Here is a 13,960-nt window from a genome sequence, read left to right as displayed (position 1 = left end):
TTCCGTCACCGGCCCCGCACGCTCACACTGGGCGATGTGGCGGACTTCGACGTGTTGGTGCTCGGCTCCGGTCCCGGCGGGCAGAAGGCCGCCATCGCGGCGGCGAAGCTGGGCCGGCGCGTCGCCGTCGTCGAGAAGCGGAACATGATCGGCGGCGTCTGCATCAACACCGGCACGATCCCCTCCAAGACGCTGCGCGAGGCGGTCCTCTACCTCACCGGCCTCAACCAGCGCGAGCTGTACGGCGCCAGCTACCGCGTCAAGGACGAGATCACCGTCGCCGACCTCGGGATGCGCACCCAGCACGTGATCGGCCGCGAGATCCAGGTGATCCGCAGCCAGCTCGGCCGCAACCACGTCACCGTCCTGCCGGGCACCGGCCGCTTCCTCGACCCGCACACCATCGGGATCAGCGGCGACGAGGAGCGCAAGGTCACCGCCGACAAGATCGTGATCGCGACCGGCACCTCCCCCGCCCGTCCCGACAGCGTGGAGTTCGACGAGCGCACGGTCATCGACTCCGACGCGATCCTGCGTCTCGACCGCGTGCCCGAGACCATGGTCGTCGTCGGCGCCGGGGTCATCGGCATCGAGTACGCCTCCATGTTCGCCGCGCTCGGCACCAAGGTGACCGTGGTCGAACGGCGCGAGCGCATGCTGGAGTTCTGCGACCTGGAGATCGTGGAGGCGCTCAAGTACCACCTGCGCGACCTGGCGGTGACGTTCCGGTTCGGCGAGCACGTCGCCGCCGTCGAACGCCGTCCGCGCGGCGCGCTGACCCTGCTGGAGAGCGGCAAGAAGATCCCCGCCGACTGCGTCATGTACTCGGCGGGCCGGCAGGGCAAGACGGCCGAGCTGAATCTGGAGGCCGCCGGGCTGGCCGCCGACGACCGCGGCAGGATCCGGGTGGACGCCCACTACGCCACGGCCGTGCCGCACATCTACGCGGTCGGCGACGTGATCGGCTTCCCGGCCCTGGCCGCCACCTCGATGGAGCAGGGCAGGGTGGCCGCCCAGGTCGCCGTCGGCGAGCACGTCGAGGAGCTGCGGGAGCTGCCGCCGATCGGGATCTACACCATCCCCGAGATCAGCTTCGTCGGGAAGTCGGAGGACGAGCTGACCCGCGACAGGATCCCGTTCGAGGTGGGCGTCTCGCGCTACCGGGAGCTGGCCAGGGGGCAGATCATCGGCGACTCGTACGGGATGCTCAAGCTGCTGGTCTCCTCGGAGGACCGGCGGCTGCTCGGCGTACATGTGTTCGGCACGGGCGCGACCGAGCTGGTGCACATCGGCCAGACCCTGATGGGCTGCGGCGGGACCATCGACTATCTGGTCAACGCGGTGTTCAACTATCCGACGCTGGCCGAGTCGTACAAGGTGGCGGCGCTGGACGCGATGAACAAGATGCGGGTGGTGGCCCGGCTCACCGCCGACATGTGAGTCCGTTTCGAAACACTTTCTGTCGGTTTCTCTCGCTACGCTCTCGCTGGTTCATCTACGGGAGGCGTCGAGTGCAGAGCAAGGCCGCGGGGAGGTGGCTGCCGGCGTTCCTGCTGCTGGCCGCCATCTGGGGCAACAGTTTCTTCTTCATCAAGATCGCGGTGGGGGCGCTGCACCCGTTGCAGGTGTCGTTCGGCCGTATGGCGGTCGGGGCGGTCACCGCGCTGCGGGTGCTCGCGGTCACCCGCCAGGGGCTCCCCCGCGACCCGCGGCTGTGGGGGCACTTCCAGATCGCCTCCGTCGTCCTCACCACCCTGCCCTTCACCCTGTTCGCCTACGGCGAGCAGTACGTCTCCTCCGTCGTCGCCGCCATCTGGAACGCCACCACCCCCCTGTGCACGCTGGCCTTCACCCTGCTGCTGCGCGCCGAACGGGCGACCGCGGCGCGGGCGGCCGGGCTCGGCCTCGGGTTCGCGGGCGTCATGGTCGTGCTCGGGGTGTGGCAGCCCATGGCGGGCGGGCAGCTCGGCGGCAGCCTGGCCTGCTTCGGCGCGGCGCTGTGCTACGGCGTCGGCGGGGCGTACATGGGCCGGTTCATCACCGGGCGCCGCCCGGAGCCGCCGGTGGTGCTGGCCGCGGGCCAGCTCCTGACCGGCGCCGTCCAGCTCGCGGTGATCACGCTGGTGGCCGGGGTGCCGCTGGTGGACACCGCGGCGCCCGCCGAGGTCTGGTGGAGCATGCTGGGGCTCGGCGGCCTCGGCACGGGCGTGGCCTACCTGCTGCTGTACTGGGTGCAGGCCAGGGCGGGCGTGACGACGACCTCGACGGTGACGTATCTGCTGCCGGTGTTCGCGGTGGTCTCCGGCGTGCTGGTGCTCGACGAGACGATCAGCTGGAACCAGCCGGTGGGCGCGCTCGTCATCCTGCTGGCCATCGCGCTCACGCAGGGCGCGTTGCGCGTGCCCGCCCGCTCAGCCCTCCGCTGAGGGACGCCGGCCGCGCGGCGCGGGCTTCTTGCGGCCCGCCACCAGCGTGTCCCCGGCGACCGGCGCCGGTACGGGCTCCTCGGCCGCGGGCTTCTTGACGGGCTCGGCGCGCGGCCGGGGGTGCGGCGCGGTGTCCTCCCCCGGCGACACGGCGCCCTTCGCGGGCTCGGGCGCGGGTTCGTCGGAGTCGCGCAGCGAGGCGAGGACGCGGTCGGCCTCGGCGTCGGCGGCGAACTCGTTGGCCGCCTCGGTCTCCCTCCTGCGGATCACGACCATGTGGTCGACCGACAACCGTCCCGCGCCCACGACGGCGAGCAGGATGGCGGCCGTACCGAGGAGGATCAGCTCGTTCAGGCTGATGGGATTGAGCGGCGGGGCCACCACGAAGACCGCCAGCGCCTCGGCGAACAGGATCAGCCCGGTGGCGGAGACCGCGAGCCCGGCGATCAGCAGCGCGCCGCCGATCAGCTCGGTGAGCATGGTGACCGTGGCCCACGCGCCGGGGGCGGGCGCGCCCTGCTGGAGGAACTTCGCGCCGGTGGCCGTGAGACCGTCCTCGAGCTTGGTCCAGCCGTTGGCGAAGAAGATGCCGCCCACGCCGACGCGGGCGACTAAAGCGGCGATATCACGAAGGCCCTGTTTCACGGTACTTGTCTGCCCGGAGCGGGACATGGCACACCTCAATCACGGCCGAGCAGCACGGCCACGGCGACGGCGGTCAGGCTGAGCAGGACGACGCTGACGACCACGGTCGTGTGCAGCGCGTTGACGAACGCCCAGCGGGCGGCGTCGACGGGCGCGCCGCCGGTGCTGCCGCCGATCTCGCGGGCGACGTGCGCGGCTCCGGCCAGCGACTGCCTGGCCTGGTCCATGCCACCGGCGGACACGCCGGGCACGGCGGGCAGCGCGGGCGCGTAGGCGATCGTGGTGATCGTACCGAGCACGGCGACGCCGAGGCCCGCGCCCAGCTCGTACGCGGTCTCCTCGATGGCCGCGGCCCCGCCCGCGCGGGACTCCGGGACCGTGGACATGATCGTGTCGGAGGCGGCCAGCAGCGCCACCTGCACGCCGAACCCGATGCCCACGAAGCAGACCGCCAGCATGACGGGATGGCCCTCGACGCCCCAGCTCAGCGTGGGCGTCAGGGCCAGCGCGACCAGCCCGAGCCCGCCGCTCATGGTGGCGCGCATGCCGATCCTGGGCAGGATGTGGGCCGCCGCCAGCCCGCCGGTGACGGCCGACAACACCAGGGGCAACATCCTGACCGCCGCGCGCAGCGGGCTGTCGCCCAGCACGAGCTGCAGGTATTGGGCCAGCATGAGCTGGAGGCCGACCAGCGCGAACACGCCCAGCAGCACGCCGGCCACGCCGGTGGTGAACTCCCGCCGCCGGAACAGCCCGAGTTCCAGCAGGGGCGCCGGCAGGCGGGACTGGCGGCGTACGAACGCGACCAGCAGCCCGGCCCCGCCGAGGAACACCAGCACCGAGGCCCAGAACGGCAGCAGGCTCCCCGACCCGGCCTCCTTCAGCCCGAAGGCCAGGGCGAGGATGCCGAGCACCGACAACACGGCGCTCGGGGAGTCCCAAGGGCGTTCCGTACGCCGCGGCGACTCCGGCAGCAGCCGTACGGCCGCGGGCAGCAGCACCAGCAGGATCGGCACGTTGATCAGGAACACCGCGCCCCACCAGACGCCGACGAGCACGCCGCCGATCAGCGGGCCGACCGCCGCGCCGGCCGCGGCGACCGCGCTCCAGACGCCGAGCGCGACGGCCCGCTCGCGCCGGTCGGTGAACACCTGGCGGATCAGCGAGAGCGTGGCCGGCATGATCATGGCCCCGCCGACGCCGAGCAGCGCCCTGGCCATGATCAGGGTCAGCGGGGTGGGCGCGAACGCCGCCCCCGCCGAGGCCAGGCCGAACAGCACGAAGCCGCCCAGGACCAGCCTTTTGCGCCCGTGACGGTCGCCGAGCGTGCCGAACACGATGAGCAGCGGCGCGACGACGAGCGAGTAGATGTCGATGATCCACAGCAGCTGCACGGCGGACGGCTCCAGCGCGGCCGTGAGCGCGGGCACCGCGATGTGCAGGACGGTGGCGTCGACCGTGATCAGGAGCAGGCTCAGGCAGAGCAGGACGAGGACGGCCCAGCGGTTGTCCCGGGGTTCGCGGCCGGCACGCCGTACGAGGGGTGCGGCCTGTGTGACGGTCATGGGCCTCCTCGCAGGCCGATCCGGTCACCAGGGCCCGCACATGCAAAATGGTCGAAAGCGACGAAACTCGCGGGGGGCGATCTCCTGCCCTCTCCTGCCGCGGCTCTCCGCTCCGGCTTGCGTGGCAGCTTAAGCCATGCCAGGCGCCGGGGATAGCGGTATCGGCGCATCCACGACCCGCCATACCTCTCTAGAGAGATACAGCCATATGTCGGGATCTACCCAACGCTCCCCCGCCGCCAGATCATGGAAGCCGTGGGGATCGATGGCAGTGCCGGGAAAGACGATATTTCCGATAAGTCCTCACGCGAGTGGTGCACCGAGGCGCTGACCAGGCTGAACGCCGGCCGTCCCGAGTCGGCGCTGGAGGCCGCGCGCCGGGCGGCCGACCTCGACCCGGCCGACGAATGGGCCCACCGCCTCATCAGCCTGGCCCACGAGCGGCAGGGACGCGACGCCGACGCCCTGCCCCCCGCCGAGCGCGCGGTGGACCTCGCACCCGGCTCCTGGTCGGCCCGCCTGCGCCTGGCCGCGATCTCCCGCCGGATCCCCGGCCGCTGGGCGGGGGCCGTCGCCGACGCCGTCCTGGCCGCCCGGTTCGCCCCTGAGGAGGCCGATCCGGAGGTGCTGCTCGGGGACCTGGCGCTGCTGCGCGGGGACCACCCGGACGCCGAGCGGGCCTACCGCGCCGCGCTCGCCCGCGATCCCGGCCATCCGCAGGCCCGCGTGAACCTGGCCCTGTCCCTGCTGCGCTGGGACCGGCCGCGTCCGCACCACGACCCCGCCTGGCCGGTCGATCCCCGCCAGACGGGACGGGCCAGGCGGGCGCTGGAGGTGTGGGCGCGCCAGACCCGGTTGTTGCTCGCCCTGGCCACGATCGCCGTCACGGCGGCCGCGCTGGCCCTTGAGGCGGGGGCGTGGGCCCAGGTGTGCGGGATCGGCGCGCTGGCCGCGCTGGTGCCCCTGACGGTGCGGCAGGCGCGGCGGGTGGGCGTCTGGGCGTACGTGCCGGCGATGGCGGGGCGCGATCCCTGGCTGGGCGCGGCCGTGTTGTCGGCCGGGTTGTCGGTGCCGGCGTTCGCCGCCTGGCTGCTGTTGGGCGCGGTGCCCGCGACGCCGTCCTGGCTCGACCCGGTCTGGGCAGGGCTGGCCGGGATCGTGGTCCTGGGGTGGCCGGCGCTGGCGGTCGTACGGGTGCTGGCGGAGGCGTGGCGGGGGCGGCCGATGTCGGCCCTGGCCGAGCTGGGGGCCGTACCCGGGGAGCGCACGGCGGCGCGCGACACCGGGGTGACGTTGTGGATCGTGCTCATCAGGACGTGGTCGGTGCTGGTGGCGCTGGCGGCCGGGGCTCTGGCGGTCGAGCCGCGGGCCGCGGTGGCGGCGGTGGCGGTGCCGTACCCGATGGTGCGGGCCTGCCTGCGCGCCCGGCGGAGGGGCGACGCGGGGCTGCTGGCCGCGGGCGCGCTGGTGGCGCTGGCCGCGCTGGGCTGCGCCGCGGGCGGCGCGCTGGGATCGCCGTGGGGATGGCGGGCGGGCCTGGGCGCGCTCGGCGCGGCGGTGGCGGTGTTCGCGGTACGGGCCCTGCGCGCGTGGTGGCACGGCGCGCCGGGACCCTGGCGGGCCTCTCTCGTCATGTGCGACCTGCCCATGGGCGGCGCGCCCTCGGTGGCGCTGACCTCCGAGGTACGCCAGGCGTTCGCCTACGCCAGGAGCCTCGTGCTGTCCTACGGCGACTCCATGGGCCCGCGGGTCGTCGGCGCGGCCGGCTCCCTCACCTCCTCGGGCGAGCTGCGGCTGATCGCCGAACCCCGGGTATGGGAGGCCGTCGAGGCCGACCCCCGGGTCGCGGTGTTCGCGGCCGACCCGCTGCAACGCCGGTTCTGGGTCGAGGTGCGCGGCATCGCCAGGGCCGGCCCGGACGTGCTGCGCATCACCCCCAAACAGGTGCTCGTCGGCGAGTTCCCCGGACGTCACCAGCGACGCTGACTAGAGTTTTGTTCTATGCGGACTCTGCGCACCCCCGAAGACCGCTTCGCCGGCCTGCCCGGCTTCCCCTACGAGCCCCGGTACGCCGACCTGCCCGACGGCCCGCGCATGGCCTACGTCGAGGCGGGCCCCGAGGACGGCGAGCCGGTCGTCCTGCTGCACGGCGAGCCGAGCTGGTCCTTCCTCTACCGCCACGTCATGCCCGAGCTGGCCGCGGCCGGGCTACGCGCGATCGCCCCCGACCTCATCGGCTTCGGCCGCTCCGACAAACCGGCCGACCCGGCCGACCACACCTACGCCCGGCACGTCGAGTGGACCCGCGCGCTGCTGTTCGACGCCCTCGGCCTGAACGGCGTCACCGTCGTCGGCCAGGACTGGGGCGGCCTGATCGGGCTGCGGATCGCCGCCGAGCATCCGGGGCGCGTCGCCAGGATCGTGGCCGCCAACACGGGCTTGCCCACGGGTGACATTCCCATGCCCGAGGTCTGGCACCGCTTCAAGGACGCCGTCACCGGTGCCCCCACGCTGGACATCGCCCGGTTCGTCCAGGCGGGCTGCCGGACCCGGCTCGGCGACGAGGTACGCGCGGCCTACGACGCGCCGTTCCCGGACGAGTCGTACAAGGCGGGACCGCGTGCCCTGCCCGGACTCGTGCCGACCACGCCCGACGACCCTGCCGCGCCCGCCAACCGCGCTGCCTGGCAGATCCTCACGACGCTCGACCGGCCGTTCCTGGTGGCCTTCTCCGACGGAGACCCCATCACCGGCGGCATGGCGCCCGTCATGCTCAAGGCGATCGCGGGCACGGCCGGGCTGTCCCATCCCGTGATCGCCGGCGCCGGCCATTTCCTCCAGGAGGACGCCGGGACCGAACTCGGACGTCAGATCGCCCTTTTCGTGACCTCCACCTAGCGTGTCAGGCCCGCCCAATCGTCGGTCCGGTGCGGTATAACCGGGGGCGGACCGGGGAGGCGTGATGCGTGAGTCCGACAGGGCCCAGGCCGCGGGGCGGGCCGCGGCGCGGGATCTGTTCGAGCAGGTGCGGCTGCGTTATTTCCAGATTCCCCCGGCTGTGCGCCGGGTGCTCTACGCCGTGCTGCTCGTGGCCGCCATGGGGGTGGGGGCGGCGCTCGGCTGGGATCTGCTGAAGACGTTCCCTCTTGTGCTGCTGGCGCTCGCCTTCGTGGCGCTGACCATGCGCTTCCCGCGGGCCGCGGCGACCGCGCTGGTCGTGGCCGGCTGGGCCGTGCTGGCGCTGCCGCTGTTCTCCGGGCTCTTCCCGGCCGGTTCCCTGGCGGTGCACGCGATGCTCGGGCTCGCCCTGCCGGTCGCCGCCGCCGCCCATCTCATCCGCTGGGTCACGCCGTGGGTGACCACGCTGGCGGCGCTCGTACCGGCGGCGGCGGTGGCCGCCGCGCTCTCCCCCCTGTCGGCGACGATCGCGCTCTGGGGCGCCTGCCTGGTGGCCGCCGTCGTCCTCGTCTACCGGTTCCTCCAGGCGCGCCGGGCCAGGGCCGAGCTGACCGTGGAGGAGCAGCAGGTCCGCGTACGAGGCCGCGAGGGCAAGCCGGAGCAGCAGTCCGACAAGGCGGCGGCGCCGCCGCAGATCTCCGTCGAGGACGCGCTGGCCGAGCTGGAGGGCATGATCGGGCTGGCGCCCGTCAAAGAGCAGGTGCGCTCGATCGCCGCCTCCATCGAGGCCACCCGGCTGCGCGCCGAGGCCGGCTACACCGCCGGGCGTCCGACCAGGCATTTCGTGTTCGTCGGCCCCCCTGGCACCGGCAAGACCAGCGTGGCCCGCGCGCTGGCCAAGATCTTCTACGCGTTCGGCCTGCTGGAGACCCCCTACGTGGTCGAGGCGCAGCGGGCCGACCTGGTGGGCGAGTTCCTGGGCGCGACCGCGATCAAGACCAACGAGCTGGTCGACCGGGCGCTCGGCGGCGTGTTGTTCATCGACGAGGCGTACGGCCTGGTCAACTCCTCCGACGGCCAGCCCGACAGGTTCGGCGCCGAGGCCGTGCAGACCCTGCTCAAACGGGCCGAGGACGACCGCGACCGCCTGATCATCATCCTGGCCGGCTACGAGCAGGAGATGGCCTCGTTCCTGTCCAGCAATCCGGGCCTGGCCAGCAGGTTCGCCACCCGGGTGCGCTTCCCCAGCTACTCCGCCGCCGAGCTGGCCGAGATCACCGAGGTGCTCCAGCGGCGCAGGGGCGACACGATGGGCCCCGACACCAAACGCGCCCTGCTCGGCCTCTACGACGACGTCCAGCGGCGCGGCCTGGTCGACGAGCTGGGCAACGCCCGGTTCGTCCGCACGCTGGTCGAGGCCGCCGCGCAGGCCAGGGACGTCCGGGTGGTGGGCGCCGGCGGCACCCCGACCACACAGGACCTGGTGACCACCGCCACGCCCGACGTGACCAAGGCGTTCGAGGAGCTGACCGCCCGCTTCCGCGGCTACGTGGCCACCCCCACGCTGGAGGAGGCGCTGGCCGACCTCGACAGGATGGCCGGCCTCGAACCGGTCAAACGCCAGGTGCACGCCATCGCCGCCCAGCTCCAGGTGGCCCGGATGCGGCAGGAGCGCGGGCTGCCCACGCCGCCGCAGATGCGCCACTTCGTCTTCGCCGGGCCGCCCGGCACCGGCAAGACCACCGTCGCGCGGGTGCTCGGCCGGGTCTTCGCCGCGCTCGGCCTGCTGGCCAGGCCCGACGTGGTCGAGGCCCACCGGGCCGACCTGGTCGGCCAGCACCTCGGCGCGACCGCGATCAAGACCAACGAGCTGGTCGACCGCGCGCTCGGCGGCGTGTTGTTCATCGACGAGGCCTACAGCCTGGTCAACCCCGGCTACGCGGGCGGCGACGCCTTCGGCTCCGAGGCCGTGCAGACCCTGCTCAAACGGGCCGAGGACGACCGCGACCGCCTGGTCGTCGTGCTGGCCGGCTACCCCCGCGAGATGGACTCCTTCCTGGCCACCAACCCCGGCCTGGCCAGCCGGTTCAACCAGCGTGTGGCCTTCCCCAGCTACGCCCCGCGCGAGTTGTCGCAGATCGCGGTGCTGCTGGCGGAGAAGGCCGGCGACACCTTCGACGAGCAGGCCCAGCGCGACCTCGACGAGGTGTTCGCCTGGGTGTGCGAGGAACGGCTGATCGACGGCCTGGGCAACGGCCGCTTCGCCCGATCCCTGTTCGAGCGGGCCGCGATGCGCCGCGACGTGCGCCTGGCGGCCCAGGCGGCGGGCGGCGGGGCGGCCACCGCGGCCGACCTCACCACGATCACCAGCGACGACGTGCGCACCGCCGTGGACGAACTTTCCGGACGTTAACCCCTCTTTGGCATTTCCCCGCGCCACGATGCTGCCGCCTGTAGCAGTATGACTACCTATCGTGTGCGTCCGGGAGGGGGACGATGGCGGGGTTCCTGGCCCGCAGGCTGCTCAACTACGTGGTGCTGGTCGCCGTGGCCGCGAGCCTGGCGTACCTGCTGGCGGCCGGGGCGCTCGACCCGCGCTCCAACTACGCCGACCGCACCCCCAAGCCGCCGCCCGCCGTCGTCGACGCCCAGCTCACCGCGCTCAACCTCAACGACAAGACCCCGCTGCTGCAGCGCTACGCCACCTGGGCCTCGGGCGTGCTGCACGGCGACTTCGGCAAGACCGTCACCGGCTCGCCGGTCAACGAGGACCTCAAACGCCGGATGGGGGTCACGTTCCGGCTGGTCATCCTGGGGTTGCTGTTCGGGAGCCTGCTCGGGGTGCTGCTGGGCGCGTACGCGGCGGTCAGGCAGTACGGCTGGTTCGACCGGCTCTCGACCGGCCTGTCGTTCGTCGTGCTCGCGGTGCCCGTCGTGGTGCTGGCCAACATGCTGATCCTGGCCGGCACCTGGGCCAACGACAACGTCTTCGGCCGCCAGGTGCTGCTGGTGAGCGGCGAGTACAGCGACGGCCTGCAGACCGGGTTCTGGGGTCACGTGCTCGACCGGCTGCAACACCTGGTGCTGCCGACGATCTCGTTGTCCGTGGGCCTGATCGCGGTCTTCAGCCGCTACCAGCGCAACATGATGCTCGACGTGCTCGGCGCCGACTTCGTCCGTACGGCCAGGGCCAAGGGGCTGAGCAGGCGCAAGGCGCTCACCCGCCACGCGCTGCGCACCGCGCTGATCCCGGTGGCCACCTACTTCGCCTTCACGTTCGGCAGCCTGCTGACCGGGGCCACCTTCACCGAGAAGATCTTCGGCTGGCACGGGCTGGGCGAGCAGCTGATCAACTCGATCTTCACCAACGACGTCAACACCGTGGCCGCGATCTCCTTCCTCGCCGCCGTGGCCGTGTTGTGCGCGGCGCTCGCCTCCGACCTGGTGCACGCCGCGCTCGACCCGAGGGTGCGGGCGTGATGACGCTCTCGGACGAGGAGCTGGCCGAGGAGCTGACCACCGACCTGGGCCGGGCGCCGTCGCGGCTGCGGGTGGTGGCCGCGCGCTTCTTCCACTCGGCGCAGGGGATCATCGGGTTCGCGGTGCTGGCGCTGATGTTCCTGCTGGCGTTCGCAGGGCCGCTGTTCAGCCCGTGGACGTACACCGACAAGGACTTCACGGCGTTCCTGCAGCCGCCCTCGGCCCGCCACTGGTTCGGAACGCTCCAAACAGGCGCCGACGTCTACGCGGTGACCCTGCGCGGCATGCAGAAGTCGCTGATCGTGGGCCTGCTGGCGGCGCTGGTCTCGACGGCGGTCGCGGCCGTGGTCGGGGCCTTCTCCGGCTACTTCCTGGGCTGGACCGACCGGACGCTGAGCTGGGTGACCGACCTGCTGCTGGTGCTGCCCGCGTTCCTCATCCTGGCGATCATGTCGCCGCTGTTCGGGGCCGGGCAGTGGGTGCTGTTCGTGATCATGCTGGCGCTGTTCCTGTGGATGGTGACCTCGAAGATCGTCCGGGGGATGACGATCTCACTGAAGGAGCGCGAGTACATCCAGGCCGCCCGTTTCATGGGGGTGACGCCGGTGCGGATCATCTTCCGGCACGTGATCCCCAACCTGTCCTCGCTGCTCATCGTGGACGCCACGCTCAACGTCAGCGCCGCCATCCTGACCGAGACCTCGCTGTCGTACTTCGGGTTCGGCATCCAGCCGCCCGACGTCTCCTTCGGCACGCTGATCGCCGACGGCTCGCGCACGGCGGTCTACGCCCCGTGGACGTTCTGGTTCGTGGCGGGGCTGCTGGTGGTGACCGTGCTCGCGGTCAACCTCATCGGCGACGCGCTGCGCGACGCCTTCGACCCGGCGGCCCGGCGATGAGCCCCGAGGCGAACCCGGTCCTGGAGGTCAACGACCTCCATGTGTCCTTCGGCGACGTACGCGCGGTGCGCGGGGTCAGCTACGCCGTCGGCCCGGGTGAGGTGCTGGGCATCGTGGGCGAGTCCGGATCGGGCAAGTCGGTCACCTCGGCGGCGGTCATGGGCCTGCTGCCGCCGTCGGCCCGGGTCACCGGATCCGTACGCCTGCACGGCAAGGAGCTGATCGGCGCCTCCGAACGGGAGCTGACCCGCTTCCGCGGCAAGACCGTGTCGATGGTGTTCCAGGACCCGCTGTCGGCGCTCACGCCCGTCTACCGGGTGGGCGACCAGATCGCCGAGGCCGTACGCATCCACCAGCGGGTGAGCAAGGAGAACGCCGCGGTCAAGGCCGTCGAGCTGCTGGAACTGGTCGGCATCCCGTCGCCGAGCGAACGGGCGCTGGCCTTCCCGCACGAGTTCTCCGGCGGCATGCGGCAGCGCGTGATGATCGCGATGGCCATCGCCAACGACCCCGACGTGATCATCTGCGACGAGCCCACCACCGCGCTCGACGTGACCATCCAGGCGCAGGTCCTGGAGGTGCTGAAGAAGGCCCAGCGGGAGACCGGCGCGGCGATCGTCATGATCACCCACGATCTCGGCGTGGTGGCCGGGTTCGCCGACCGCGTGCTGGTCATGTACGCCGGGCGTCCGGTCGAGGTGGGCGACGTCGACGACATCTACTACCGGATGCGGATGCCGTACACGGCGGGGTTGCTGGCCTCGATCCCGCGGGTCGACCGGGGCGGGCGGCAACCGCTGACGCCGATCGCCGGGAACCCGCCCTCCCCGGCGGCGCTGCCGCCGGGCTGCCCGTTCGCGCCGCGCTGCCCCCTCCACATCCCCGACTGCGACACCGCCGAGCCGCCGCTGTTCGAGGTGGGCGTTCACCATCGGGCGGCGTGCATCCGCTGGGAGGAGGTGCACCCCCAGGGCCCCGGCCGTCACGCGGCCATGGAGCCGGCCGCGCCGCCGGTCCGCGGCGAGCGCACGGTCCTGGAGGTGGACGGCCTGGTCAAGGACTATCCGCTGCTCAAGGGGGCGCTGTTCAAGCGCCGGGTCGGCACGGTGCACGCGGTGGCCGGCGTCAGCTTCGACATCCGGCAGGGCGAGACCCTGGGGCTGGTCGGCGAGTCGGGCAGCGGCAAGACCACGACGCTGACGCAGATCCTGGAGCTGGTTCCGCCGCAGGAGGGGCGCGTGGTCGTGCTGGGGCGCGACACCGCCCGGCTCGGCAGCGCCGGGCGCACCGCGATCAGGCGGGACATGCAGGTCGTCTTCCAGGACCCGATGGCCTCGCTCGACCCGCGCATGACGGTCTACGACATCCTGGCCGAGCCGCTGCGCACCCACGGGGAGCGCCGTCCGGGCCGCCGGGTCGGCGAGCTGCTCGCGCTGGTGGGCCTCGACCCGGCGCACGCGGCCCGCTACCCGCAGGACTTCTCCGGCGGCCAGCGGCAGCGCATCGGCATCGCCCGGGCGCTGGCGCTGGAGCCGAGGCTGCTGGTGCTGGACGAGCCGGTCTCCGCGCTCGACGTGTCGATCCAGGCGGGCATCGTCAACCTGCTCGGGTCGCTGCGTGCCAGGCTCGGGTTGTCGTACCTGTTCGTGGCGCACGACCTGGCCGTGGTGCGGTACATCGCCGACCGGGTGGCGGTCATGTACCTGGGCAGGATCGCCGAGATCGGGCAGGTGGACGCGGTCTACGGGGCTCCGGCGCATCCGTACACGCAGGCTCTGCTGTCGGCGATCCCGCTGCCCGACCCGGCGCGCGAGCGCCAACGCGAACGCATCCTGCTCGAAGGCGACCTGCCCAGCCCGGCCGACCCGCCGACGGGCTGCCGCTTCCGTACCCGGTGCCCGAAGTTCCGTTTGGAGCTCGACGACGACGAACGCACGCTCTGCGTGCGGGTCGAGCCCGAGGTGCTGCCGGTGGGCGACGACCAGGGCGCGGCCTGCCATTACGCCGAGAGGCGTGACGTCGTCTAGATCAGGAGGAATGCGCGCAG

10 protein-coding genes are annotated in these 13,960 nt (G+C 72.6%); 8 read left to right on the top strand and 2 right to left on the bottom strand.

Annotated features, from left to right (window positions below; all coding sequences use genetic code 11):
* Positions 1-36: 36 nt before the first annotated feature.
* Both sthA and DMB42_RS31510 read left to right on the top strand, forming a co-directional pair.
* A complete protein-coding gene (gene sthA / locus DMB42_RS31515; protein WP_125639770.1) occupies positions 37-1,440 on the top strand; it encodes a Si-specific NAD(P)(+) transhydrogenase in 1,404 nt (467 codons plus the stop codon).
* Between the two features lie 71 nt (positions 1,441-1,511).
* The gene (locus DMB42_RS31510) at positions 1,512-2,426 is read left to right on the top strand and encodes a DMT family transporter (protein WP_125639767.1); all 915 of its coding nucleotides are present in this window, start codon (positions 1,512-1,514) and stop codon (positions 2,424-2,426) included.
* Here the strand turns inward: DMB42_RS31510 and DMB42_RS31505 are convergent.
* Together DMB42_RS31505 and DMB42_RS31500 are read right to left on the bottom strand one after the other, a co-directional pair.
* On the bottom strand, positions 2,412-3,071 hold the full coding sequence (locus tag DMB42_RS31505) for a DoxX family membrane protein (RefSeq protein ID WP_185844953.1): 660 nt from the start codon (positions 3,069-3,071) through the stop codon (positions 2,412-2,414). The genes DMB42_RS31510 and DMB42_RS31505 overlap by 15 nt on opposite strands.
* A 35-nt stretch (positions 3,072-3,106) precedes the next feature.
* On the bottom strand, positions 3,107-4,636 hold the full coding sequence (locus DMB42_RS31500) for an MFS transporter (RefSeq protein WP_125639761.1): 1,530 nt from the start codon (positions 4,634-4,636) through the stop codon (positions 3,107-3,109).
* Between the two features lie 255 nt (positions 4,637-4,891).
* On the opposite strand from DMB42_RS31500, the gene DMB42_RS31495 reads away from it, so the two are divergent.
* The 6 genes from DMB42_RS31495 (at position 4,892) to DMB42_RS31470 (ending at position 13,940) form a co-directional block, all read left to right on the top strand.
* Positions 4,892-6,622 (top strand): tetratricopeptide repeat protein, encoded by a 1,731-nt coding sequence (locus DMB42_RS31495; RefSeq protein WP_260478058.1) that lies wholly within the window; start codon positions 4,892-4,894, stop codon positions 6,620-6,622.
* 15 nt (positions 6,623-6,637) lie between these two features.
* The gene (locus DMB42_RS31490; protein ID WP_125639755.1) at positions 6,638-7,534 is read left to right on the top strand and encodes a haloalkane dehalogenase; all 897 of its coding nucleotides are present in this window, start codon (positions 6,638-6,640) and stop codon (positions 7,532-7,534) included.
* A gap of 64 nt (positions 7,535-7,598) precedes the next feature.
* Positions 7,599-9,947 (top strand): AAA family ATPase, encoded by a 2,349-nt coding sequence (locus tag DMB42_RS31485; RefSeq protein WP_125639752.1) that lies wholly within the window; start codon positions 7,599-7,601, stop codon positions 9,945-9,947.
* A gap of 83 nt (positions 9,948-10,030) precedes the next feature.
* The gene (locus DMB42_RS31480) at positions 10,031-11,014 is read left to right on the top strand and encodes an ABC transporter permease (protein ID WP_125639749.1); all 984 of its coding nucleotides are present in this window, start codon (positions 10,031-10,033) and stop codon (positions 11,012-11,014) included.
* Positions 11,014-11,913, top strand: a complete 900-nt coding sequence (locus DMB42_RS31475) for an ABC transporter permease (protein WP_125640264.1) — start codon at positions 11,014-11,016, stop codon at positions 11,911-11,913. The genes DMB42_RS31480 and DMB42_RS31475 overlap by 1 nt, the downstream gene beginning before the upstream one ends.
* Positions 11,910-13,940 carry an ABC transporter ATP-binding protein gene (locus DMB42_RS31470; protein ID WP_125639746.1) on the top strand — a complete coding sequence of 677 codons (2,031 nt, stop codon included), beginning with the start codon at positions 11,910-11,912 and terminating at the stop codon, positions 13,938-13,940. Before DMB42_RS31475 ends, DMB42_RS31470 begins: the two co-directional genes overlap by 4 nt.
* Positions 13,941-13,960 lie beyond the last annotated feature (20 nt).

Source organism: Nonomuraea sp. WAC 01424, from assembly GCF_003947315.1.
In the GTDB taxonomy this organism is placed as follows: Bacteria; Actinomycetota; Actinomycetes; order Streptosporangiales; family Streptosporangiaceae; genus Nonomuraea; species Nonomuraea spiralis.
The sequence above is the reverse complement of the archived record's forward strand: the minus strand, read 5'-3'. Positions and strand labels throughout refer to the sequence as shown.

Excerpts from the sequence above, each read along its gene's own strand:
- DMB42_RS31500 (WP_125639761.1), bottom strand. The coding sequence starts at position 4,636 with ATGACCGTCACACAGGCCGCACCCCTCGTACGGCGTGCCGGCCGCGAA.
- DMB42_RS31490 (WP_125639755.1), top strand. The coding sequence starts at position 6,638 with ATGCGGACTCTGCGCACCCCCGAAGACCGCTTCGCCGGCCTGCCCGGC.
- DMB42_RS31485 (WP_125639752.1), top strand. The coding sequence starts at position 7,599 with ATGCGTGAGTCCGACAGGGCCCAGGCCGCGGGGCGGGCCGCGGCGCGG.
- DMB42_RS31480 (WP_125639749.1), top strand. The coding sequence starts at position 10,031 with ATGGCGGGGTTCCTGGCCCGCAGGCTGCTCAACTACGTGGTGCTGGTC.
- DMB42_RS31475 (WP_125640264.1), top strand. The coding sequence starts at position 11,014 with ATGACGCTCTCGGACGAGGAGCTGGCCGAGGAGCTGACCACCGACCTG.
- DMB42_RS31470 (WP_125639746.1), top strand. The coding sequence starts at position 11,910 with ATGAGCCCCGAGGCGAACCCGGTCCTGGAGGTCAACGACCTCCATGTG.